Source organism: Pseudomonas sp. FP1742 (assembly GCF_030687145.1).
In the GTDB taxonomy this organism is placed as follows: domain Bacteria; phylum Pseudomonadota; class Gammaproteobacteria; order Pseudomonadales; family Pseudomonadaceae; genus Aquipseudomonas; species Aquipseudomonas frederiksbergensis_D.
Genome location: NZ_CP117460.1, coordinates 2,251,415 through 2,276,031, shown reverse-complemented (window position 1 = coordinate 2,276,031; position 24,617 = coordinate 2,251,415). Strand labels below are relative to the sequence as shown.

At 59.9% G+C, this 24,617-nt stretch carries 19 protein-coding genes and 1 tRNA gene; 9 read left to right on the top strand and 11 right to left on the bottom strand.

Annotated elements, in window-relative coordinates; translation table 11 throughout:
• From PSH64_RS10135 to PSH64_RS10125, 3 genes are all read left to right on the top strand, one after another.
• Positions 1-1,047, top strand: a complete 1,047-nt coding sequence (locus PSH64_RS10135; RefSeq protein WP_105344039.1) for an ABC transporter substrate-binding protein — start codon at positions 1-3, stop codon at positions 1,045-1,047.
• A 295-nt stretch (positions 1,048-1,342) separates the two neighbouring features.
• Positions 1,343-2,470 (top strand): cell division protein ZapE, encoded by a 1,128-nt coding sequence (gene zapE, locus PSH64_RS10130; RefSeq protein WP_305480586.1) that lies wholly within the window; start codon positions 1,343-1,345, stop codon positions 2,468-2,470.
• A gap of 215 nt (positions 2,471-2,685) precedes the next feature.
• Positions 2,686-3,987 carry a leucine-rich repeat-containing protein kinase family protein gene (locus PSH64_RS10125; protein ID WP_305480585.1) on the top strand — a complete coding sequence of 434 codons (1,302 nt, stop codon included), beginning with the start codon at positions 2,686-2,688 and terminating at the stop codon, positions 3,985-3,987.
• Positions 3,988-4,135: 148 nt separating this feature from the next.
• Here the strand turns inward: PSH64_RS10125 and PSH64_RS10120 are convergent, their stop codons facing one another.
• Positions 4,136-4,840, bottom strand: a complete 705-nt coding sequence (locus PSH64_RS10120; protein WP_007940960.1) for a YebC/PmpR family DNA-binding transcriptional regulator — start codon at positions 4,838-4,840, stop codon at positions 4,136-4,138.
• Positions 4,841-5,070: 230 nt separating this feature from the next.
• On the opposite strand from PSH64_RS10120, the gene PSH64_RS10115 reads away from it, so the two are divergent.
• Positions 5,071-6,495 (top strand): type VI secretion system Vgr family protein, encoded by a 1,425-nt coding sequence (locus PSH64_RS10115; protein WP_105344049.1) that lies wholly within the window; start codon positions 5,071-5,073, stop codon positions 6,493-6,495.
• 118 nt (positions 6,496-6,613) lie between these two features.
• Here the strand turns inward: PSH64_RS10115 and PSH64_RS10110 are convergent, their stop codons facing one another.
• The gene (locus PSH64_RS10110) at positions 6,614-7,477 is read right to left on the bottom strand and encodes a LysR substrate-binding domain-containing protein (protein WP_305480584.1); all 864 of its coding nucleotides are present in this window, start codon (positions 7,475-7,477) and stop codon (positions 6,614-6,616) included.
• A 113-nt stretch (positions 7,478-7,590) separates the two neighbouring features.
• On the opposite strand from PSH64_RS10110, the gene PSH64_RS10105 reads away from it, so the two are divergent.
• The 3 genes from PSH64_RS10105 to PSH64_RS10095 all read left to right on the top strand — a co-directional run bounded on the left by PSH64_RS10105 (position 7,591) and on the right by PSH64_RS10095 (position 10,417).
• Entirely contained in the window at positions 7,591-8,700 is a 1,110-nt protein-coding gene (locus PSH64_RS10105; RefSeq protein ID WP_305480583.1) for a 2-aminoethylphosphonate--pyruvate transaminase, read from the top strand.
• A 149-nt stretch (positions 8,701-8,849) separates the two neighbouring features.
• A complete protein-coding gene (gene phnX, locus PSH64_RS10100; RefSeq protein WP_305480582.1) occupies positions 8,850-9,677 on the top strand; it encodes a phosphonoacetaldehyde hydrolase in 828 nt (275 codons plus the stop codon).
• Positions 9,678-9,868: 191 nt separating this feature from the next.
• Positions 9,869-10,417, top strand: a complete 549-nt coding sequence (locus tag PSH64_RS10095; protein ID WP_305480581.1) for a cytochrome b — start codon at positions 9,869-9,871, stop codon at positions 10,415-10,417.
• Here the strand turns inward: PSH64_RS10095 and PSH64_RS10090 are convergent.
• Positions 10,414-11,346 (bottom strand): 1-aminocyclopropane-1-carboxylate deaminase/D-cysteine desulfhydrase, encoded by a 933-nt coding sequence (locus PSH64_RS10090; RefSeq protein WP_305481132.1) that lies wholly within the window; start codon positions 11,344-11,346, stop codon positions 10,414-10,416. The genes PSH64_RS10095 and PSH64_RS10090 overlap by 4 nt on opposite strands.
• Before the next feature lie 173 nt (positions 11,347-11,519).
• Positions 11,520-13,559 (bottom strand): NADPH-dependent 2,4-dienoyl-CoA reductase, encoded by a 2,040-nt coding sequence (locus PSH64_RS10085; protein WP_305480580.1) that lies wholly within the window; start codon positions 13,557-13,559, stop codon positions 11,520-11,522.
• 207 nt (positions 13,560-13,766) lie between these two features.
• Between PSH64_RS10085 and PSH64_RS10080 the strand changes: the two genes are divergently transcribed.
• Both PSH64_RS10080 and PSH64_RS10075 read left to right on the top strand, forming a co-directional pair.
• Positions 13,767-14,897 carry a carbon-nitrogen hydrolase family protein gene (locus tag PSH64_RS10080; RefSeq protein WP_305480579.1) on the top strand — a complete coding sequence of 377 codons (1,131 nt, stop codon included), beginning with the start codon at positions 13,767-13,769 and terminating at the stop codon, positions 14,895-14,897.
• Between the two features lie 3 nt (positions 14,898-14,900).
• Positions 14,901-15,983 (top strand): AraC family transcriptional regulator, encoded by a 1,083-nt coding sequence (locus PSH64_RS10075; RefSeq protein ID WP_105344068.1) that lies wholly within the window; start codon positions 14,901-14,903, stop codon positions 15,981-15,983.
• Positions 15,984-16,276: 293 nt separating this feature from the next.
• Here PSH64_RS10075 and PSH64_RS10070 read toward each other — a convergent pair whose 3' ends face one another.
• The 7 genes from PSH64_RS10070 to clpP all read right to left on the bottom strand — a co-directional run bounded on the left by PSH64_RS10070 (position 16,277) and on the right by clpP (position 24,615).
• A complete protein-coding gene (locus PSH64_RS10070) occupies positions 16,277-17,131 on the bottom strand; it encodes a DUF2242 domain-containing protein (RefSeq protein ID WP_305480578.1) in 855 nt (284 codons plus the stop codon).
• A gap of 277 nt (positions 17,132-17,408) precedes the next feature.
• The gene (locus PSH64_RS10065; RefSeq protein ID WP_305480577.1) at positions 17,409-19,280 is read right to left on the bottom strand and encodes a SurA N-terminal domain-containing protein; all 1,872 of its coding nucleotides are present in this window, start codon (positions 19,278-19,280) and stop codon (positions 17,409-17,411) included.
• Positions 19,281-19,382: 102 nt separating this feature from the next.
• Positions 19,383-19,459: transfer RNA gene (locus PSH64_RS10060), tRNA-Asp, on the bottom strand.
• A gap of 53 nt (positions 19,460-19,512) precedes the next feature.
• Complete coding sequence (locus PSH64_RS10055; protein ID WP_002552737.1) at positions 19,513-19,785, bottom strand: HU family DNA-binding protein; 273 nt, start codon at positions 19,783-19,785, stop codon at positions 19,513-19,515.
• Positions 19,786-19,936: 151 nt separating this feature from the next.
• Positions 19,937-22,333, bottom strand: a complete 2,397-nt coding sequence (gene lon / locus PSH64_RS10050) for an endopeptidase La (protein ID WP_105344073.1) — start codon at positions 22,331-22,333, stop codon at positions 19,937-19,939.
• A 250-nt stretch (positions 22,334-22,583) separates the two neighbouring features.
• Entirely contained in the window at positions 22,584-23,867 is a 1,284-nt protein-coding gene (gene clpX, locus PSH64_RS10045) for an ATP-dependent Clp protease ATP-binding subunit ClpX (protein WP_105344075.1), read from the bottom strand.
• A 106-nt stretch (positions 23,868-23,973) separates the two neighbouring features.
• Positions 23,974-24,615 (bottom strand): ATP-dependent Clp endopeptidase proteolytic subunit ClpP, encoded by a 642-nt coding sequence (gene clpP, locus PSH64_RS10040; protein WP_105344076.1) that lies wholly within the window; start codon positions 24,613-24,615, stop codon positions 23,974-23,976.
• Positions 24,616-24,617 lie beyond the last annotated feature (2 nt).

Here is a 24,617-nt window from a genome sequence, read left to right as displayed (position 1 = left end):
ATGAATAACCTCAAACGCACTGCACTGCTCGGTTTGTCCTGCATGAGCGCCCTGCTCACGGTCACCCAGGCCCAGGCCGAGCCAACGCTTTATCTGGGCATGAACGGCGGGACCATGGAGCGGCTCTACGCCGACAAGGTGCTGCCGGTTTTCGAGAAAGCCAACAACGTCAAAGTGGTAATCGTGCCGGGAACCTCGGCCGATATTCTGGCCAAGGTCCAGGCCAGCAAAGGCAACCCGCAATTACACGTGATGTTCCTCGACGACGGCATCATGTACCGCGCCATCGCCATGGGCTTGTGCGACAAACTCGAAGACAGCCCGACCCTGGCGCAGATTCCGCCCAAGGGCCGCATCAAGGATCAAGCGGTGGCGGTCAGCCTCGGCGTCACCGGGTTGGCGTACAACACGCGGCTGTTCAAGGAAAAAGGCTGGAACGCGCCAACCTCCTGGATGGACATGGCCGACCCGCGTTTCAAGGACAAACTGGTGTTCCAGTCGATGGCCTCCTCGACCTTCGGCCTGCACGGTTTCCTGATGTTCAACCGGATTCAGGGCGGCAGCGAAACCAACGTCGAACCGGGGTTCAAGGCCTGGCCGAACACCGTCGGGCGCAACGTGCTGGAGTACATTCCGAGCTCGGCGAAAATCTCCGAAATGCTCCAGACCGACGAAGCGGCGCTGTTCCCGCTGACCCCGACCCAGGTCACCGCACTGAAACTCAAGGGCATGCCGGTGGAATATGCGCAGCCGAAGGAAGGCTCGGTGGTGCTCAACGTGGCCGAATGCGCCATCGCCAACAACACCCAACCGGAACTGGCGCAGAAACTCGCAGCCTTCTTGCTGACACCTGAAGCACAGGCTGCGGCGCTTGAAGACGGCGATCAGATTCCGTCGAACCCGAATACGCCAACCACCGACAAGACCCGCGGTCAGGTGGAGGCGATGAAGCGCTATCTGGAGACGGCGATTGCCATCGACTGGGATCAGGTCAACGAACAGCGCCCGGCATGGAATGACCGGTGGAATCGCAGTATCGAGCGGTAGCCAGCGCGCTTTGCAAAATCTGTGGTGATAGGCAAGCCCCAATGCCGGGTGCGGAACCTGTGGGAGCGGGCTTGCTCGCGAAAGCGGTGTGTCAGACGACATCAATATTGACTGTGCCACCGTCTTCGCGAGCAAGCCCGCTCCCACAGGGATTGTGCTTAATTGACAGGCATTAGGGATTGCCCCCCGCCACAAAAGCTTCATCAACATCAGTGGAAGGAAAATTACCCATTTGGTTACACTACGCCGCCGCGGCTCGGGGGAGCCGGCCTGAAGACTACGGGGTGACATCACAGTGGCCGTTCGACCACCCAACCGTGCGCGACTCACACCACGCTGGCCCGCGCTACGCCGTTTTTTCGGCAAGGTATTTGCGGCACCGACCAGTGGCAACGCGCAAGGTCAAGTGATCCACGACTATTTCCGCCATAGGGCCCATGTTCAGGGCTACACCCTAAGCCACAGCCAACTACGGGTGATCGACCGCATGGCGCAGCACGCGTCGGCGCTGCCGGGGTCATCGGCGCCACTCCCAGGGCTTTACCTCCATGGTGCGGTCGGGCGCGGCAAGAGCTGGTTGCTCGACGGTTTTTTCCAGGCCATCCCCGTCACGGAAAAACAGCGCCTGCACTTCCATGAATTTTTTGCGCAATTACACCGGGGCATGTTCAGCCATCGCGATCAGCCCGACCCGCTGGCGACTACCCTCGACGAACAGCTGCAAAACTGCCGCGTGCTGTGTTTCGACGAATTCCACGTGCATGACATCGGTGACGCGATGCTCATCACGCGCCTGTTCAAGGCGCTGTTCCGCCGGGGGATCCTGCTGCTGGTGACCTCCAATTACCCGCCGGAAGGTTTACTGCCCAACCCGCTCTACCATGCACGGTTCAAACCGGTGATCGACCTGATCAACGAGCGCATGCAGGTGATGGAAGTCGGCGGGCCCCACGATTACCGCACTCGGGCGCGAACCCACGCACAGCAATTGTTCACCCAGGGCCAGTACGTCTGGCCGGCCACGGTGGCCCAACGTCAGGCATTGCAGCTGCTCGAACACGACGCTCCGGCCATTCGGCTACCCGTCGGGACCCGGCACCTTCAAGCCCGGTTCTGCGAAGGGCGAACCATCGGCTTCACCTTCAGTGACCTGTGCGAACACCCCACTGCGGTCATGGATTACCTGGAACTGTGCCGACGCTTCGACCGCTGGATCATCGACCAACTGCCCAGTCTCGCCGACTGTTCAATCGCCGCCCAGCAACGTTTCATCAACCTGATCGACGTGTTGTACGACCAGGACAAGCACCTGATTCTGCTCGGCCACCAGTCATTGCGCGAAAGCCTGGGCGGCGATGCCATCGACCTGGCGCGTACACGCAGCCGGTTGGGGCAGTTGGTGGAGATCAGGGATCCGGCTTGACCGAGGAGATCGGGTTTGGGCTGCCCGCCCCTTCGCGAGCAAGCCCGCTCGCACATTTGATCTCCAGTGGCTACAAAATCCGCGAACAATGGCGATCCCGTGTGGGAGCGGGCTTGCTCGCGAAGGCGGCCTGACAGCCACCACACTTTTCCCGCTATCATGTCGCCCATTTCCAGGCCCCCGCGCCCTCCTTCAGATCAATAGCGAATCTGCCTATGCACACCCTCGCACAACTGCGCGCCGGCCAACTGGCGGGCATTACCCGCCTGGACCTGGCCTGCGGCCTGACCGAATTCCCCCGGGAAATCTTCGACCTGGCAGACTCGCTGGAAGTGCTCAACCTCAGCGGCAACGCCTTGCGCAGCCTGCCGGACGACCTGCACCGTCTGACCCGTTTGCGTGTGTTGTTCTGCTCGGATAATCAGTTCACCGAACTGCCCGCCTGCCTCGGCCAGTGCGCAGCCCTGACGATGATCGGCTTCAAGGCCAACACCATCGAACACGTGCCGGGCGCCGCACTGCCCCCGCTGTTGCGCTGGCTGATCCTGACCGACAACCACATCACGGATCTGCCGACCGAACTGGGTGAACGCCCGCACCTGCAAAAACTCATGCTCGCCGGCAACCGGCTACAGCGTTTGCCCGAGAGCCTGAGCCAATGCCATCGACTGGAGCTGATCCGTATCGCCGCCAATCAGTTCACCGAGCTTCCCGAGTGGCTGCTGAACCTGCCGAGTCTGACCTGGCTGGCCTACGCCGGTAACCCGCTGGAAACCGAAGCCGATGCCGCTGCCCTCGAAGCCACGGCGAGCATTCCCTGGTCCGGGCTGAGTCTGGAGCAGAAGCTGGGCGAAGGCGCGTCGGGGGTTATTCATCAGGCGTTGTGGGAGCAGACCCAACAGGTCGCGGTAAAACTCTACAAAGGCGAAATGACCAGCGACGGCTCGCCGTTGCATGAAATGAACGCCTGCATCACTGCCGGTATCCACCCGAACCTGATCCGGGTCGAAGGGCGGATCGTCGGGCATCCGCAGGCGCAAGCCGGGCTGGTGATGCAACTGATCGACCCGAGCTACCGTAACCTGGCCAGCCTGCCCAGCCTGGCGTCCTGCTCCCGCGACGTCTACGCCGACGACACCCGATTCAGCGCCGACGTGGCAATGCGTATCGCCAGTGGCATCGCCTCGGTGGCCGAACACTTGCACCACCAAGGCATTACCCACGGCGACCTCTATGGCCACAACATTCTGTGGAACGAGCATGGCGATTGCCTGCTGGGGGACTTTGGCGCGGCGTCTTTCCATGCCACCTCGGACAGCCTTGAAAGCCGCGCGCTGCAAAGAATCGAGGTGCGGGCGTTCGGGATTTTGCTCGGGGAATTGCTGGAGCGGGTCGACTCGGGCTTGAGCGATGAAGATCGTGCGCGGCTAGAGGCATTGCAGCAGCGCTGCTGTCAGCCGGATGTGCTGGCGCGGCCGGGGTTCAGCGAAGTGGTGCAGGAATTGAAGGGCCGGTGACCGCTGCGCGGTCATTCGCGAGCAAGCCCGCTCCCACATTGGATTTGTGTCGTACACATAATGTGTGACCAACACAGATCAACTGTGGGAGCGGGCTTGCTCGCGAAGACGGTCTGTCAGGCAACAGAACCGTTAATGACACACAGACTTAACCCGCCAACCCGACAAACATGTCCTGCACGTCATCGTGGTTGTCGAGGCCTTCGAGGAATGCTTCGACTTCCGCCATCTGCTCATCGCTCAGGCCGCTGACCGGGTTCTTCGGCTGGTAGCCCAGCTTGGCCGACAACACGGTGAAACCCTGCTCCGGCAGCGCTTTCTGTACCGCATCCAGGTCCGCGGGGTCGGTCAGGAACAGCGTCGCGCCGTCTTCGCCCGGCTCGAAATCCTGGGCGCCGGCTTCGATTGCGGCCATTTCCGGATCGGCGTCAGGGCTGTCCGGGGACGCCTCGATCATGCCGACATGGTTGAAATCCCAGGCCACCGAACCGGAAGCGCCCAACTGCCCCTTGCGGAACGCGACGCGGATTTCGGCGACGGTGCGGTTGATGTTGTCAGTCACGCATTCAACGATCAGCGGCACCTGATGCGGTGCGAACCCTTCATATGTCACGCGATGGTATTGCACGGTTTCGCCGAGCTGGCCGGAGCCTTTCTTGATCGCGCGTTCCAGGGTTTCGCGGGGCATCGAGGCCTTTTTCGCCTGTTCGACCACCAGACGCAGGTGTGCGTTGGTGGCGGTATCGGCACCGTTGCGCGCAGCAATGGTGATTTCCTTCACCAGTTTGCCGAAGATCTTGCCCTTGGCGTTGGCTGCCGCTTCTTTGTGTTTAACCTTCCACTGTGCGCCCATTACTCACTCTCTTGATCTGTGGCGCCGAGACATCTATTGGCCGACGCGTAGCGCAAGTTTATACGGCCTAAAGAGGCCAATCGACCAAAAATTCCAAGATATTCAGCCCACGACGGATCGACATCTTCACCAATGTTTGTAGGGCAATTCTGAAAAGTCGATTTGCGGTGACGCTTCAGCGCTGTGGTTTCGTACCCTCTGCGCCCATTCCCATGGCAGAAGCGCGCTCGATGCACAACGACAAGGAAAGCCCCTACACCCTGACACTCCTCGACGGCGATTTGAGTTTGCAGGTGTTGCAGTTCAGTGGCCGCGAAGGCCTCAACCAGCCCTATCGATTCGACATCGAAGTGATTGGTCTTGCCCCGGCGATGAATCTTGACCAATGGCTGCAACAACCGGCGTTCCTGAGGCTGTCGCCCCATCAGGGCATTCATGGCGTGATCCATGGCGTCAGTCGCGAACATCGCGGCCCGCACCGGGTCGGCTACTCCCTGGTGCTGGTGCCTCACCTTCAACGACTGGATGGGCCCGGCTCGCGACGGGTGTTTCATCGTCTCGGCGTACCCGCGATCGTGCGCCAGTTGCTGGAGGAGCATCAGTTGCCCGAGCACAGTTATCGCTTCGACCTGACCAGCGGGCACTACCCGCTGCGGCCTTTTTGCATTCAGTACGATGAAAGCGATCTGGCCTTCATGCAGCGGCTGTGTGAAGAAGAAGGCATCCACTATCACTTCGAACATCAACACGACGGGCACGTGCTGGTCCTGGCCGATGACAGCCTGAGCTTCCCCCAGGAACCGCTGCTGATGTCGTTCCATGCCGACGCATTCAACGACCCGGTCTTGCCGGTGATCAGCGAATTGTTCCAGCGCCACGACCCGGCCCCCGCCCCTGCACAATGGGATGCCAGAAACCGCGGCACGCACGTGATCGGCGATGGCGCCGCCAACCACCCGCTCGCCGGAACGGGCCCGGTGACGATACGCCCCGCGCCCGAACAGCTTCACCGCGATCAGCTTGGCCGCCGCCTGCTGGAACGCCTGCGCTGCCAGCATCGGCAGATCCACGGCCGAAGCAACCAGAGTGAGCTGCGCAGCGGACGAATCGTACAAGTGGCGGAACATCCGCTCTCGGGTTTCAACGATCAGTGGCTGCTCACCGATATCCGGCACCAGGGCCAGCAGCCGTCGATTCTTGCCGAAAACAAGCCCGGCATCGCCCAACGCTACAGTAATCAGTTCAGCGCCATTCCCTGGTCAACGGTATTCAGACCGGCACTCAAACAGGCCAGGCCAAGCATCCCGGGCTATCAGACCGCCCGGGTGCTGGGCCCTGTCGGGCAACCGGCGGTGCTCGATGAGCAAGGCCGTATACAGGTCAGGTTATGGCCGACGCCGACGGTCGAGGCGGATGAATCCATCGGTCTCTGGCTACCGGTCGCCCTGGCGGCGCCGGACGGTCGGATCGATCCGTCCAGGCTGCCCATGGCCGGCACCGAAGTATTGGTCAGTTTTCTCGACAGCGACCCGGACCGACCGGTGTTGTGTGCCGGCATGGGCCATCTCCAGCCTTCCCGACCCGCTCCCGAACCACGCCGCGATACCCGCCTGCTGCTCGACTGGCTGATCAACCGCTCGGATCTCACGCCGTGATTTTACCGGACCCATCGCGGGCAAGCCCGCTCCCACAGGGATTTAGACAGGCCGCCTGGCTTGTGTACGACGCAAAACCTGTGGGAGCGTGGCTTGCCCGCGACAGCCGCGCCGCGGTCTACCCGACGGGCGCCAAGCCAAAAAACGCCTGTATCAAGCGCAAATCCCGTCGCCGTTCCATGCAGCCAATCATGTGCCGATTGACCAGCCCCTCGCCGATAATCGGCACCGCCACCACCCGCGGGTCGTGGCTGACTTCCAGCGACGACACCACGCCCACGCCCAACTCGGCGGCCACCGCCTCGGTCACAGCCTCGCGACTGTCCAGTTCCAGCAACACCCGAGGATTAACGCCGGCCTGTACGCACGCCTCGTCGAACGTGCGTCGGGTAATCGAACTCGGCTCGCGCAACACCATGATCACCTGGTCCAGCGCCTTGAGCGGCAGCCCTCTGGACTGCTGTGCCCACGGATGGCCAGCGGGTACCAAGGCGCAAATCCTCGACTCGCTCAACCCTTGCAGGTGCAACCCCTTGCGTGGCTCAACCTCGGTCAGCACCGCCACATCGGCATGCTCCGACAACAACGCCGCGAGGGTTTCCCGGGCATTGCCCAACCGCAGGTTCACGGTGATTCCCGGATAACGCGCGCGCAGGCTGGCGAGCATCGGCATGACCATGTGCGGGCCGTCCGCCGCCACTTCCAGGCGCCCGGTGAGTAACTGTCGATTGGCCTCCAGCATCGCTTGCGCTTCTTCGGCCAGGCCGAACATTGCCCGGGTGATCGCCGCGAGTCTGGTGCCCTCTTCCGTCAGTTCGACGCGCCGCGCGGTGCGGCGCAACAAGGTGATCTGGTAGTGCTCCTCCAGCGCCTTGATATGCCCGGTGACGGCCGGTTGACTGATGAACAGCCGCGCGGCGGCACGGGTGAAGCTGCCCTCGCGGGCCACGGCATCGAAGGCGCGCAGCTGGAACAAATTCATGAATAACTCTCACTGATGGCTGGCATAACAACAAACAATTTGATTGATAGGACGCCGAATTGCAATTTATGCCCCGTAGCTTCATCCCACGGAGCTTTTGCAAGGACCCAAGAATGCGTACTGCCGAGCCCACCCTGCTCACCCCCGGCCCATTGACTACGTCGCACCGCACCCGCCAGGCGATGATGGTCGACTGGGGTTCATGGGATGACCGCTTCAACCAACTGACCGCCAGCCTGTGCGCGCAATTGCTGGCGATCATCAACGGCGGCGACAGCCACCACTGCGTGCCCCTGCAAGGCAGCGGCACGTTCGCGGTCGAAGCAGCGATCGGCACGCTGGTGCCTCGCGACGGTAAAGTGCTGGTGCTGATCAACGGCGCCTACGGCAAACGCCTGGCGAAGATCTGTGAAGTGCTCGGCCGGTCGTTCAGGACCTTCGAAACCGCCGAAGATGAACCGACCACCGCCACCGACGTCGACCGCCTGCTGCGGGCCGACGCCAGCATCACCCACGTCGCGCTGATTCATTGCGAAACCAGCACCGGCATCCTCAACCCGCTGGCGGACATCGCCCAGGTCATCGAGCAACACGGCAAACGCCTGATCATCGACGCCATGAGCTCGTTTGGCGCCCTGCCGATCGACGCTCAACAGGTGTCGTTCGACGCCCTGATCGCCGCCTCGGGCAAATGTCTGGAAGGCGTGCCGGGCATGGGCTTCGTCTTCGTGCGTAAAGAAACACTGGCGAAAGCCGCCGGCAACTCGCACTCGCTGGCGATGGACTTGTTCGATCAGCACAGCTACATGGCCAAGACCGGCCAATGGCGCTTCACCCCGCCGACCCACGTGGTCGCAGCGCTGCACGAGGCCCTGCTGCAATACAACGAAGAAGGTGGTTTGCCGGCGCGGCATCGGCGCTACGCCAACAACTGCCAGGCGCTGCTCGATGACATGGCCAAACTGGGCCTGCGCAGCTTCCTGCCCGCCGCGATCCAGGCGCCGATCATCGTCACCTTCCACGCGCCGAAAGACCCGCGCTATCAGTTCGAGGAATTCTACGAGCGGGTCAAGGCCAAGGGTTTCATCCTCTACCCCGGCAAACTGACCCGGGTCGAAACCTTCCGCATCGGCTGCATCGGCCACGTCAACCAGGCCGAAATGCGTGCAGCGGTAGCGGCCGTGGCCCAGGTGCTGCGCGAGATGGAAATATCAGAGATCTGAGCAAGACCGCAATCCACTGTGGGAGCGGGCTTGCTCGCGAAAGCGGACCGACATTCAACATTTATGTCAGCTGGCATACCGCCTTCGCGAGCAAGCCCGCTCCCACCAAAAGCAGCTCTCCTTTAGCCAGTTGCCACAGGATTATCACCATGAACTACAGCCACCCAACCAAACTGCAAGCCGCCATCCTCGACTGGGCCGGCACCGTGGTCGATTTCGGCTCCTTTGCCCCGACGCAGATTTTCGTCGAAGCCTTCGCCGAGTTCGACGTCCAGGTCTCCATCGAAGAAGCCCGTGGGCCGATGGGCATGGGCAAGTGGGACCACATCCGCACCCTGTGCGATCAGCCGCAAGTCGCCGAGCGTTACCGAAAAGTGTTCGGTCGCACACCGACCGACGATGACGTCACCGCCCTCTACCAGCGTTTCATGCCGCTGCAGATCGAAAAAATCGCCGAACATTCGGCGCTGATTCCCGGTGCCCTCGACACCATCGCCAACCTGCGTTCGCAAGGGATCAAGATCGGCTCGTGCTCCGGCTACCCGAAACAGGTCATGGATAAAGTAGTGGAACTGGCCGCCACCAACGGTTACGTCGCCGATCACGTGGTCGCCACCGACGAAGTGCCCAACGGCCGCCCATGGCCCGCCCAGGCCCTGGCCAACGTGATCGCCCTGGGCATCGACGACGTCGCGGCCTGCGTGAAGATCGACGACACGGTGCCGGGTATTCTCGAAGGTCGCCGTGCCGGCATGTGGACCGTGGCGTTGATCTGCTCCGGCAACGCGCTGGGTCTGGACTACGAAGGTTATCGCGCGCTAAGCAGCGACAAACTGGCCAGCGAACGCAAGCGCATTCATGCCCTGTTCGAAGGCTCGCGACCGCACTACATGATCGACACCATCACCGACTTGCCCGAGGTGATCGCCGACATCAACAAGCGCCTGGCCAACGGCGAGATGCCGCAAACCAACTGATGGCACCCCTCGCCTGATAAAAAAGCGCCGGTTCCTTTGATGGAGCTGGCGCTTTTTTGTGGCCGATCACTTGATTTAGAGCATTGAACGGCCCATTTGCCTCGGGCAAATCCTGCGAAACAGGATTACAGTTAACGCACGCCGTCGAACAAGAACGGTGACTTCAGACCAGACTTGTGAGGAAACACCGTATGCCCTGGAAGAATTCCGAATCACGCTACAGCACCGTATCGATCGCGCTGCACTGGTTGATGCTGGTTCTGTTAGTACTGGTCTACGCCTGTATCGAATTTCGCGGGATCTTTCCCAAAGGCAGTGGCGGTCGGACGCTGATCAAGGAAGCGCACTTCATGCTCGGCCTGACCGTGTTCGTGCTGGTCTGGTTGCGGTTGTTCGCCCGTAGCCTGGGGCCGGCACCACAGATATTCCCCGCCTCCCCTCGCTGGCAAACCGTGGTTGCCAGGCTGATGCATTGGGCACTGTATATTTTCATGATCACCGTGCCGATTCTCGGCTGGCTGATTACCAGTGCCGAAGGGCATCGGGTGATGTTCTATGGCGTTGACCTGCCGTTGCTGATCGAAGAAAACAAACCGCTGGCCAAGCAGTTCCAGGGCTGGCATGAGCTCGGCGCCACCATCGGTTATTGGCTGATCGGGTTGCACGCGGTGGCCGGGATTTACCACCACTATGTGGTGCGCGATAACACCTTGCTGCGGATGATGCCCAAACGCGGTTAATCGCGACCGCTTTGCTCGAAACCCCGGCGGCCTTGCAAGCCGCCGGTATGGATGAAGATCAGGCGCGTGCCCTGGGGAAATTTACCGGCTTCGACTTGTTGCTTGAGAGCCATGAGCGCTTTGCCGGTGTACAGCGGCTCGAAAGGAATGCCGCTGGCCTGTTCGGTCTGCTCGATGAATGCAAGCAGCTGCGGATCGACTTTGGCAAAACCGCCACGGCTGGCGTCCAGTAGTTCATACAAGGGATCGACCCAACCGGCTTCCTGCCCAATCATCTCGACCTGCTGCGCCACGCCATGATCATAGGGCACCGCCAGCGCGCCATACACCGGGTGATCACCCGCCTCCGCCAGCACCAGACCGGCCAGGGTCGTGCCCGTTCCGCAGGCCAGCCACCAGCCGTCGTAATTGCTCCAGCCCAGACCACTCAGTTGCTCGCGGGCCTGTGCCACCAGCTGCATGCAGCCCATCGCCCCACGCAAGCCGCCACCACCTTCCGGTACCGGTTGCAGCTCGGGATACAGCTCCCGCCATGGCTGCCAGAAGCCCGGTTCATGCCGCGCCCGATAACCGCCATAACCCAACCAGTGCAACTGCATGCCGAACGCCTGCAAGTCCTTTACTGTCGGGGTGTCTTGCGGATGCCCGCGCAACAGGCCGACCGTGGTGAAACCGAAACGTTTGCCCGCTGCAGCCAAGGCGTGGAGATGGTTGGAGTGAGCACCGCCCAGGCTGATGATGCCTTTGGCGTCATTCTGGTTGGCGGCTTTCAGGTGTTCGATGAGTTTGAACCACTTGTTGCCGCTGATCAGCGGGTCGATCTGGTCCAGGCGCAGGATCGCGACATTGATGCCGGCTGTGGTGAGCCAGTCGAGGTGAAGGGGTTCGAGGGGGGCTTGGGGTAGCCAGTCTGTTGGAGGGGAAAGCATTGGCGCCTGATTGTTCTCAGAAAGAGCCCGCATTCTAGTCGCTCAAAGACAGCCTTCGCGAGCAAGCCCGCTCCCACACTGATTTTGCGCCGGTCACATCCTGTGTGGCCAACAGAAATCCAATGTGGGAGCGGGCTTGCTCGCGAAAGCCATTGGCACGCTGAACCTGCCTGTTACAACTCAGCCGCCAACCGCGAACCCTGATTGATCGCACGCTTGGCATCCAGCTCCGCCGCCACGTCCGCGCCGCCGATCAAGTGCACGTTCTGCCCGGCCGCGACCAGACCGTCGTGCAACTCGCGCAACGGATCCTGCCCGGCGCAGATCACGATATTGTCCACCGGCAGCACCTGCGGCTCGCCATTTTCGCCGATGCGGATATGCAGGCCTTCGTCGTCAATCTTCAGGTACTCGACGCTGTTGAGCATCTGCACCTGCTTGTTTTTCAGACCGGTGCGGTGAATCCAGCCAGTGGTCTTGCCCAGGCCATCGCCGACCTTGGAGGTCTTGCGTTGCAGCAGGAACACTTCACGGGCCGGCGCATGGGGTACCGCCTTGACGCCTGCAACACCGCCGCGTGCTTGCAGATGCGTATCGATGCCCCACTCCTTCCAGAACGCTTCGCGGTCCTGACTGGTGGCCACGCCCTGGTGAACGAGGAACTCCGACACGTCGAAACCGATCCCACCGGCGCCGATCACCGCGACGCGCTTGCCCACCGGCTTACGCTCGAGGATCACGTCCAGGTAGCTCAGCACCTTGGCGTGCTCGACGCCCGGAATTGCCGGCACTCGCGGCGCGATGCCGGTGGCCAGGATGATTTCGTCATAACCGCCCTCGACCAGCTGTGCCACGTCCACACGGGTGTTCAGGCACAGCTCGACGTTGCTGGTCTGCAACTTGCGGTTGAAGTAACGCAGGGTTTCGAAGAACTCTTCCTTGCCCGGCACGCGCTTGGCAATGTTGAACTGGCCGCCGATTTCGCTGGCCGAATCGAACAGCGTCACCTGATGACCGCGTTCGGCGGCCACGGTGGCGGCGGACAGCCCCGCAGGACCGGCGCCAACCACGGCGATTTTCTTGATCTGCTGCACCGGCAGGTAATTGAGTTCGGTTTCATGGCAGGCCCGCGGGTTCACCAGGCAACTGGTCAACTTGCCGCCGAACGTGTGATCCAGGCAAGCCTGGTTGCAACCGATGCAGGTATTGATTTCATCGCCACGGCCGGCCGCCGCCTTGTTGACGAAGTCCGGGTCGGCGAGGAACGGCCGCGCCATCGACACCATGTCGGCATCGCCGTCGGCCAGAATCTGCTCGGCGACTTCCGGGGTGTTGATGCGGTTGGTGGTAATCAGCGGAATGTTGACCGAACCGCGCAGCTTGGCCGTGACTTTGCTGAACGCCGCACGCGGCACCTTGGTGGCGATGGTTGGAATCCGCGCTTCGTGCCAGCCGATCCCGGTGTTGATGATCGTCGCACCGGCCTGCTCGATGGCCTTGGCCAATTGCACGATTTCTTCCCAGGTGCTGCCGCCTTCCACCAGATCGAGCATCGACAGACGGAAGATAATGATGAAGTTCGGGCCGACCGCCTCGCGCACCCGGCGGACGATTTCCACCGGCAGGCGCATGCGGTTTTCGTAAGCGCCGCCCCAGCGGTCAGTGCGATGGTTGGTGTGGGCGGCGAGGAACTGGTTAATGAAATAGCCTTCGGAGCCCATGATCTCGACGCCGTCGTACTCGGCTTGTTGCGCCAGGGTCGAGCAGGTGACGAAATCGCTGATCTGCTTCTCGATGCCCTCCTCATCCAGCTCTTTTGGTTTGAACGGATTGATCGGCGCCTGAATGGCGCTCGGCGCCACCTGTTTCGGGCTGTAGGCATAACGCCCGGCGTGAAGGATCTGCATGCAGATCTTGCCGCCTGCCTCGTGCACCGCGCGGGTGACGATCCGGTGTTTGAGCGCTTCTTCCTCGGTGGTCAACTTGGCGGCGCCGGAGTAAACCCCGCCCTCTTCGTTCGGGCCGATACCGCCGGTGACCATCAAGCCAACGCCGCCAAGGGCACGTTCGGCGAAGTACGCGGCCATGCGCTCGAAACCGCCGGGCTTTTCCTCAAGACCGGTGTGCATCGAGCCCATCAGGGTGCGGTTGCGCAACGTGGTAAAACCCAGGTCCAGCGGGGCTAACAGGTGCGGGTAATGAGCGGCGGCCATCGGTAACTCCACAACGAGCGATCACGAAAAAATGCAGGAGCTCTTCGGCCCCCATCAGTCATGTTCGACAGACTAAGAGTCGCACTGCTGTCACTCAATGACCGTAACTGACAACTTATTGATCCAAATGCGCAGCGCCCCTTGGCAAGCGCAGGCATGAGCCCTACCCTAGTCGCGAACCCTGCACACGGCCGTTGACTGTTTTCCATGCGCAAACTTCTGTACCTGACCTTCTCCATGGCGTTGATCGCCGTTCTCACGACCTACGCGATGTGGGCCGCGGACCGGCCGGTGGGTCATTACCTGTCGGACCTGCGCATCAATCTTGCGGTCGATCAGGGCACGCCCGCCGATCGCGGTAATCTGCTGGGTGTCCAGCCCGAGCTGTTCCCCACCGACTATCAAAGCCCCGAACGCCTGCACCGCAAGCTCGCAGCCTATTTGCAGAAGGCCCAGGATCAAGGCCTGCTGAATGAAAAAACCATCGTTGTGCTGCCCGAACATATCGGCACCTGGCTGATGGTCAGCCGCGAGAAAGACGAGCTGTACCAGGCCACCACCCTCAAGGAAGCCATGAACTGGCTGGCGGTGAGCAATCCGTTACAGTTCTTCCGCGCGCTGATCAGCGCCGAGGGCGGCAGCCGGGTCGACGACGCGCACTTTCGGATGAAAGCCAAGAGCATGGCCAAGGATTATCAGGCGCTGTTCGGTGGTCTGGCGAAAGAATTCCACGTGACCCTCGTGGCCGGTTCCATCGTGCTCCCCGAGCCAAGCGTCAACGACGGCATCCTGCGTATCGGTCACGGCGCGCTGTACAACAGCAGCGTAGTGTTCGGTCGTGACGGCCTGCCGATCGGTCAGCCCCAGCGGCAAATGCACTCGACTTTCGCTGGACGCAACTCGCTCGAAACCGATTCCGATCCTACGGCCAATGTCGTCGACACCCCGGCCGGACGCCTGGGCGTACTGATCGGCAGCGACAGCTGGTATCCGGACAACTACCGCAAACTTGACGATCAGGGCGCGCAACTGGTGGCTGTCCCGGCGTTCGTCGTTGGGCGTGAGTCCTGGGAGCAACCGTGGCGCGGTTATAAAGGCCTGCCCACGCCAAATACTGTCAACCTCAAGGCCGGCGAACTCAGCGAAGGCCAGGCCTGGCATCGACTGACGCTGATCGCCCAACCGCCCGGCAGCCAGGCCATCGCCGGCATGAGCGTATTCCTGCGCGGTCAGTTCTGGGACAAGAGCAGCGCCGGTCAAAGCTTTCTCAGCAGCAACGGACAGCATTTCGCCAATGGTGATGCCCACGGCGCGCAATTGCTGAACCTCTGGTTATAAGCGATGAAACCGAAGCCGATGCGCCTTGGGGATCTGTCGGTGGGTTTCGTCCATAGCCTGGCCGACGCCGTGCGCAGCCATGGCCTGGACCCACAACCGCTGCTGGAACAGTACGGCCTCGACGCCGCGCGACTGGCCGAAGCGGGTGCCCGCCTGTCGATCCCGCGCTACATGCGCCTGGGTCACGGCGCGATTCAACTGACCGGCGACCCGGCGCTGGGCTTGCGCATGGGCCAGCTCAGTCGCCTGAGCCAGGCAGGCCTGGCCGGCGTCACTGCCGCCCAGGCACCCACCGTGCGGGAAGCGGCGCGCTGCCTGATTCGCTTCGAAGCGCTGTACGGCTCCAACTATCGCGGCCAGTCGAGTTTCCACGAGGACGCCCAAGGCGCCTGGCTGCGGTTCTATTCCATCAGCCCCTACAACGCCTACAACCGCTTCGTGGTGGATTCGATCATCGCTGGCTGGTTGCAGCAATTATCCAGCCTGAGCCCTGCCCCGCTGCGCGCCGAACGGATCGAGATCGAATTTGAAGCGCCGGATTATCGTGATGCCTATGCCGTACTCGGCGACTGTCCGATTCAGTTTGGCGCCGAACAGAATCAACTGCGCCTGAGCCTGGACAGTCTTGCCCAACGCAACCCGCAGCACTGCCCAAGTACCTGGCGGCACCTGCTGCAACTGTGTGAACGGGAACTGGAGCAACTGACACGCACCCGCAGCCTGCGTGAACGCATCACTCAGTTGCTGGGTCCGTTGCTCAATGGCGGCCGGGAACCCGACCTGGAAGAAGTGGCGGCACGCCTGAAGCTGCCGACCTGGACCTTGCGCCGCAAACTCGCCGAGGAAGGCACGCAATTTCGTGCAATTCTCAACGATACGCGCCGCGACCTGGCCATGACCTACATTCGCGATACTGAACTGGCATTCGGCGAAATCGCCTACCTGCTGGGATTTGCCTCAGCCGAAGCCTTTCAGCGAGCCTTCAAGCGCTGGAACGGCCAGACGCCCGGTGAGTTTCGCCGCAGTCATCGCTACAGCTCGGTAGCGTCTTCGGCCGGTTCCAGCGGATCCAGTTCAAAGGCCTGATACTCGAGCAGTTCTTCTTGATAATCATCCATTATTAAACCCCCATCGCTTGTTGAAAAAATTGCCTGAATAAATGACCAGCGCCTTGAGCATAAAGTGCCCGCATGAAAGAAAAATGACGCTGGCACACCCCTACGTCGCTACTGAATAAAACGTAGCAGGTGGTCAGGAATTTATCACAGGATTTTTTCGATTTGGGCTGTAGGAATACCGCCCGACTTGATGTGGATCAGTCTTGAACGACGTTACAGGAGCGGTATCGTCTGACCCGCCCCCATAACAATGCAAGCTTATTACTGCCCGGAGACAGGCATCGCCGGAATCGGCTCGGTCGGCGGCGGCAGGCTGCTCGAGTCCGCCACTGGCGTGACGGTTTCCGTGGAGGAAGTCGGCTCGGTGCCCTTGGTCGGGGTAATCGGCGCTGTTTCAGCAGGCGGCACAACAGGCTCCGAAGTGGCTGGGGCGGTTTCGGCAGGTGCAGGCTCGGCCGCCGGCGCTGGCGCTGGCGCAGGTTCTGCCGCTGGTGCCGGGTTTGGCGCCAACTGAGCCGGCGCAGCCTTGGCTTCAGGCATCCCCAGTTCGGTTTTCGGTTTCTCGATGATGTGCGCGGCCTTCTTCGCTTCCGGCGGCAGGAACAGTTCGACCAGGGTAAAGAAACGCTCGTAGAACTTGGCCGAGGACACGGTTTCACTGGCGACCTTGACCATCGAATCGTCGGACGAGCCGATCGGCATCGATACCGAGCCCAATACGCCGACGCCGAGGCTGGCGGAGTTGTTGGTCTTTTTCAGCGCATAACGGTCCTGCAGGGCGTTGGCGAACATGGTCGCATGGTGCCCCTCGCTGCCGTCATCGGCGCAAACGACATTGAAGCTGATCTCCATGTGGGTTTCGCCGGTCTGCTGGAAGCTCTTGTGCCCACTGACCAGTTTCGGATCGCTGCTGGTGATGATGTAACCCTGGCTAAGCAAGGCCCGACGGGCGGCTTCGCAGGTTTGCGCATCGGTCACCGGATAGCTGCGCGAAAACGTCCCCGAGTCGTCGAAGTTCTCATGCTCATAGATGGCGGCCTTCTTCGACGAACAACCGGCAGCGGCGGCCAGCACCAAGGCCAGCCCTACAACACGCATGGGAATTGATTTAAACATTGAACATCCTGAGGAAAACGGTTCGGGGCGTATTGTGCAACAGATCGATGCTTAGCGGAGCAACGATTGTCTAAAACGGCTACAGATTCATTGACCATCATCCCGGGAGAAAGTCCCGCCGGAGCAAAAATCAAAAGATCGCGGCCTGTGGCAGCTCCTGGATATGAACCTGATACCCCATAGACGCTGCCGCTGGGTTGCGATCTTTTCGTTGGACCACAAAAAACCCCAGCCTATGGGCTGGGGTCTTTTGTGTCACGCAAAACTCGGTCAAGCATCAGAAACGCTTGATCTCAGCCTCGCGCTCCAACAGTTTGCGGTAGGCCGCGAAGTCCTGCTGGCCAATGCGCGAGGCGAGGAAGCGACGGTATTGAGCCTTCTCTTCTTCGGTCGGCGTAGCGCCTTCGTTCACGCCGTTCAGCCGCACGATCACCAGGCTACCGTCGGCCAGGGTCACGCTGCTGAAGGTCGGCTTGTCTTTGGAGGCTGGCTTGGGCATGCGGAACAGCGCCTGCAGCACGGTTGGGTCGCCCCCTTCCTGAGCGCGAGTCGCGGTTGCAGTGACTTTCCAGTTCTGACCATCGATCGCCTTGTCCAGTGCAGTCTTGCCATCGCGCAGGCTGGAGATCAACTGATCAGCCTTGGTCTTGGCGGCGGCACTGGCGTGCTCCTTGGTCAATTGCACGCGGATGCTGGCAGCCACGCTTTCCAGCGGCAGTTGCTCAGGCTTGCGGTGCTCCTTGGCGCGCAGCACGATCACGGTCTCCGGGTCCAGCTCGATGGCAGTGCTGTTGGCACCCTCATCCAGCACTTCAGGACTGAACGCAGCGGTCACCACGGCCCGGTTGGCCGCAACACCTTCGCCACCCTCACGGCCGAATGGCGCCGACGTGTGAACGGTCAGCTTCAAGTCTTGTGCCGGCTGGGCCAGATCGGAGGACTCGAACGCCGAGTCTTCCAATTGCTTGGTCGCCTCGACGAAACGCTGCTCGACCTGCTGGGTTTTCAACTCGCGGGTCAGCTTGTCTTTCAGGCTGGCGAACGTTGGCACTTCAGGGGCTTCAACACCCAACAGCTTGATCAGGTGGTAACCGAAGTCAGTGCGAACCGGCTCCGAGACCTGATCCTTGGCCAACGAGTACAAGGCTTTTTCAAACGCTGGATCGTAGACGCCCGGACCTGCATAACCGAGGTCACCGCCGTTGTTCGCCGAGCCTGGATCCTGGGAGAATTCCTTGGCCAGGGCCTCGAAACTCTCGCCTTTGGCCAGACGCGCCTGCACTTCTTCGATCTTGGCCTTGGCCTGGGCCTCGGTCACCTTGTCGTTCACTTCGATCAGAATATGCGCAGCCCGGCGTTGCTCGGACAGGTTCGCGGTTTCTTTCTGATACGCCGCTTGCAGGTCTTCGTCCTTGACGCTGACTTGATCGAAGAAGGCTGACTTCTTCAATTCGAGGTAATCGATGACCACCTGATCAGGTGTCATGAACTCCTTGGCGTGTTCGTCGTAGTAAGCCTTGACCTCATCGTCGGTCAGCTTCACTGCTGCCGGGTCTGCCTTGATGTTCAGGGTGGCGAAATCGCGGGTCTGTTTTTCCAGACGAGCGAAGGCCAGAACCTGTGCATCGGTGACGAAACCGCTGCCGGCCAGGCCAGCGCGCAGCTGACCGATCAGCATTTCCTGAGCCAGCATCTGACGGAATTGCAGACGGCTGTAGCCCAGTTGACGGATCACCTGGTCGAAACGTTCGGCGCTGAATTTGCCATCCACCTGGAATTCAGGTGTTTGCAGGATCACTTGATCCAAGGCGGCTTCGGAGAAAGCGAATTTCGATTTTTCTGCGCCTTGCAGCAGCAGTTTGCGATCGATCAGACCCTTGAGGGCCGATTCGCGCAGCATTTTTTCGTCGAGCAAGGAAGCATCGAAATCCTTGCCCAGCTGTTGCATGAGCTGACGGCGTTGCATATCGACCGCCTGGCTCAGCTCGTTCTGGCTGATTTCTTCGCCATTGACCTTGGCCGCTTCATTTCTGTGCGTCGTGGCCTTGAAAATGGCGTCGAAACCGGTCAAAGCCATCAATGCAACGATGACCCCGATAATGGTCTTGGCAATCCAGCCTTGTGAATTGTCCCTGATATTCTGCAGCATGCGTCCCCCAGAAACGGTTGAACTTCAAAATTAGGCAACCGTGGAGCGTGGGTAGAATCCGGATAGAAGAAAGGCGCATCCGAGGATGCGCCTTCTCGTAACTGGCGGAGCGGACGGGACTCGAACCCGCGACCCCCGGCGTGACAGGCCGGTATTCTAACCGACTGAACTACCGCTCCGCTGCCAAGTCAGGAATGACCCCGACCCGGATAGGCAAAAACCTGAATCGAACTTAGTTGACAGCTTCTTTCAGTGCTTTACCGGCTTTGAAACCTGGTTTTTTAGCGGCGGCGATTTCCAGCGTCTTACCGGTCTGTGGGTTACGACCGATGCGAGCTGGACGATCGGTCACGGAGAAGGTGCCGAAACCAACCAGAACAACAGAGTCGCCAGCCTTGAGAGCGCCAGTGACGGATTCGATTACAGCGTCCAGCGCACGGCCAGCAGCAGCTTTCGGGATATCAGCGGATGCAGCGATAGCATCAATCAGTTCCGACTTGTTCACTCTAAGTCCCCTTATATCTATTTGAGTTTGATTCTAAGTTTTTTGGTGAAAGCAAAAAAACGAGTGCTGAATGGCCTACAGACACTTATAGAGCCGCTTTATAACAAGGGCTCTAAAAAACTGTCAAGGAAGCCCCCCAGGCAAATGCGTACTAATGCGTGCTAATTCTTTCCTTAGAGTCAGACTCGCGTTTTTCATCCTTTGCAACGATCTCCGGAGCCACATCCGGTAAGGGCTCCGGCGCGTATTGCAGCGCAATTTGCAGGACCTCGTCAATCCATTTAACTGGTTTAATCTGCAGATCTTGCTTGATATTGTCTGGAATTTCCTTCAGATCGCGTACGTTCTCTTCAGGAATGATCACCGTCTTGATTCCGCCACGGTGAGCCGCCAACAGTTTTTCCTTCAAGCCGCCAATCGCCAGCACCTGGCCACGCAAGGTGATTTCGCCGGTCATGGCGACATCCGCGCGTACGGGAATGCCAGTCAATGCCGACACCAGGGCCGTGCACATGCCTACACCGGCGCTAGGGCCGTCCTTCGGGGTTGCCCCTTCTGGCATGTGGATGTGCGTGTCGCGCTTCTCGTGGAAGTCCAGGGGAATCCCCAGGCTCTTCGCACGGCTGCGGACAACGGTCAGGGCCGCGGTGATCGATTCGACCATCACGTCACCCAGGGAACCGGTCTTGATCAGTTGGCCTTTACCCGGCACGACTGCGGCTTCGATGGTCAACAATTCGCCGCCCACCTGGGTCCATGCCAGCCCGGTTACCTGACCGATCTGATCCTGCTGCTCGGCCAGGCCGTAGCGGAATTTACGCACGCCCAGGAAGTGTTCCAGCATCTCGGCGGTGACCTTCACCGAGAAGCGTTTTTCCAGCGCATGCTCTTTGACCGCCTTGCGGCAAACCTTGGCGATCTGGCGCTCCAGCCCACGTACACCGGCTTCGCGGGTGTAGTAGCGGATGATGTCGCGGATCGCTTCGGCGTCAAATTCCAGCTCGCCTTTCTTCAAACCGTTGGCCTGAATCTGTTTGGGCGAAAGGTATTTGACGGCGATGTTGATCTTCTCGTCTTCGGTGTAACCCGGCAGACGAATCACTTCCATCCGGTCCAGCAATGCCGGCGGGATATTCATCGAGTTGGAGGTGCACAGGAACATCACATCGGACAGGTCGTAGTCGACCTCCAGATAGTGATCGTTGAAGTTGTGGTTTTGCTCGGGGTCGAGCACTTCCAGCAACGCCGACGCCGGATCGCCACGCATGTCGCTGCCCATTTTGTCGATTTCATCGAGCAGGAACAGCGGGTTGCGGACGCCCACCTTTGTCATCTTTTGAATCAATCTTCCTGGCATCGAACCGATATAAGTCCGGCGATGACCACGAATCTCCGCCTCATCACGCACGCCACCGAGGGCCATACGGACGAATTTGCGGTTGGTGGCATGAGCAATCGACTCCGCCAGAGAGGTTTTACCTACCCCGGGAGGGCCGACCAGGCACAGCACAGGACCGCGAATCTTCTTCACGCGCTTCTGCACGGCGAGGTATTCGAGGATCCGCTCTTTGACTTCTTCCAGACCATAATGGTCGGCGTCGAGAATGTCTTCAGCGCGGGCAAGGTCCAGGCGCACTTTGCTCTGGGCTTTCCATGGCACTTGCACCAGCCAGTCGATGTACGAACGCACCACGGTCGCTTCCGCGGACATTGGCGACATTTGCTTGAGCTTGTTCAGTTCGGCCTGAGCCTTGGCCAACGCGTCTTTCGGCAGACCGGCGGCATCGATACGCTTTTTCAGCTCCTCGATTTCGTTGTGGCCTTCGTCACTGTCGCCCAGCTCTTTCTGAATGGCCTTCATCTGCTCATTCAGGTAGTACTCGCGCTGACTGCGCTCCATTTGCTTTTTAACGCGACCGCGAATGCGTTTTTCAACTTGTAGCAGATCGATCTCGGCATCCAGCAACGCCAGAACGTGCTCGACCCGGGCCGACAAATCGATGATTTCGAGAATTTCCTGCTTCTGCTCGATTTTCAGGGCCATGTGAGCGGCCATGGTGTCGACCAGGCGCCCTGGCTCGTCGATGCTGTTGAGCGACGACAGGACTTCAGCGGGCACTTTCTTGCCCAGCTGCACATATTGCTCGAACTGAGCCAGCAGACTGCGGACAAACACTTCCGATTCGCGCTCAGGCGCGTCGGCTTCGTCGATCAGCGAGACTTCGGCACGGCAGTGGCCGTCGACTTCGATGAAGCGCTCCACGGCGCCCCGCTGCTCACCTTCTACAAGAACCTTGACGGTGCCGTCAGGCAGCTTGAGCAGCTGCAGGACGGTAGCTATGGTGCCCACGCGATAAAGTGCTTCTTCACCGGGATCATCATCAGCAGGATTGCGCTGAGCCAGCAGAAGGATTTGCTTGTCGCCCGTCATCGCAGCCTCGAGGGCTTCGATGGATTTCTCGCGCCCCACGAACAGCGGGATAACCATGTGCGGATAAACCACGACATCACGCAATGGCAGGAGAGGCAATTCGATGGTTTTCTTCATGATTTCGCCTCTACGGCGGCCATAAGGCCGTAAACAGATGGAAGTAAGCTTGAAACCAAGATGGGGGCTACTTTCAAAAAAAACAAGCGGATAAAAGAACCACTTTAAAGATCACCGCTTATGGCAGCGCCGACATGGGTCTGGATACACCAAAAAAACAGGTCGTGCGCCAGCGCGGCGATCCGACAATCCAACCCCCACAATAGCAAAGGGGCCCGAAGGCCCCTTCTTTATTCCAGCAGTGTGACGCTTAAGCGTCTGGCGCTGCCTTGGCAGCCGGCTCACTGTTCTCATAGAGATACAGTGGCTTGGACTTGCCTTCTATAACGCTTTCATCGATCACTACTTTACTCACCTCGGACTGCGAGGGGATTTCATACATAGTGTCGAGCAATACACCTTCGAGAATCGAGCGCAAGCCACGGGCACCGGTTTTGCGTTCCAGGGCACGTTTGGCGACCGATTTCAGTGCGTCGGCCCGGAATTCCAGGTCCACGCCTTCCATCTCGAACAGCTTGGCATACTGCTTGGTCAGAGCATTTTTCGGCTCGGTGAGAATCTGCATCAGCGCAGCCTCATCAAGCTCGTCCAGCGTGGCAAGAACCGGCAGGCGACCGACGAATTCCGGGATCAGACCGAACTTGACCAGATCGTCAGGCTCGACTTCACGCAGGGATTCACCGACTTTCTTGCCTTCTTCCTTGCTGCGCACTTCCGCGTTGAAACCGATACCGCCACGGGTGGAACGGTTTTGAATAACCTTTTCCAGACCGGAGAACGCACCGCCGCAGATGAACAAAATGTTACGGGTGTCGACCTGAAGGAATTCCTGCTGCGGATGCTTGCGACCACCCTGAGGCGGAACGGAAGCAACCGTACCCTCGATCAACTTGAGCAGGGCCTGCTGCACGCCTTCACCGGAAACGTCCCGAGTGATCGACGGGTTGTCAGACTTGCGCGAGATCTTGTCGATCTCATCGATGTAGACAATGCCCATCTGGGCTTTTTCTACGTCGTAATCGCACTTCTGCAGCAGCTTCTGAATGATGTTCTCGACATCTTCACCTACATAACCCGCCTCGGTGAGGGTGGTTGCGTCGGCAATGGTGAACGGAACGTTCAGCAAGCGGGCCAGTGTTTCGGCAAGCAGGGTTTTACCCGAGCCTGTCGGGCCGATCAGCAAGATGTTGCTTTTGCCGAGTTCGACGTCGTCATTCTTTTTGTCACGCTGATTCAGACGCTTGTAGTGGTTGTACACCGCTACGGCCAGAACCTTTTTCGCACGCTCCTGACCAATCACGTACTGATCAAGGATGCCGCTGATTTCTTTAGGCGAAGGCAATTTATGCGCGCTGCTTTCGGCCTGGGCTTCCTGCACCTCCTCACGGATGATGTCATTGCACAGGTCGACGCACTCGTCGCAGATAAAGACCGAGGGGCCGGCAATCAATTTGCGTACTTCATGCTGGCTTTTGCCACAGAAGGAGCAATAGAGCAGTTTGCCGTTGTCCTCGCCGTTGCGGGTGTCAGTCATTCGATCGATCCAAATCCGATAGGCTTGCAACACAAGATGAAGGCAATTGCAGGCTTTTTCAAGCCCGCAGGCGGTCAGTTACCCCGACCACCTACATTTGGGCTGCTTAGGCGGGCATTTTACGCTTGTCGATCACGGAGTCGATCAGGCCGTATTCAGCCGCACGCTCAGCGCTCATGAAGTTGTCGCGTTCGGTATCGCGCTCGATGGTTTCGAGGCTCTGACCGGTGTGATGAGCCAACAGCTGGTTCAGACGCGAACGAATGTGGAGGATTTCCTTGGCATGGATGTCGATATCCGACGCCTGTCCCTGGAAGCCGCCCAACGGCTGGTGAATCATCATGCGCGAGTTCGGCAGGCAGAAACGCTTGCCGGCAGCACCACCGGCGAGCAGGAAGGCACCCATGCTGCAGGCCTGACCGATACAGGTGGTGGAAACGTCTGGCTTGATGAACTGCATGGTGTCGTAGATCGACATGCCCGCAGTCACCGAACCGCCTGGTGAGTTGATGTAAAGATGGATGTCCTTGTCCGGGTTTTCCGCTTCAAGGAACAGCAGTTGCGCCGCAACCAGGTTGGCCATGTAGTCTTCTACCGGACCCACCAGGAAGATCACTCGCTCCTTCAACAGGCGCGAGTAAATGTCATAGGCACGTTCGCCACGGGCGGACTGCTCGATAACCATCGGGACCAGACCGCCTGCGGCCTGGATGTCAGAGCTCTGCTGATAATAAGAATTGCGGGACATGT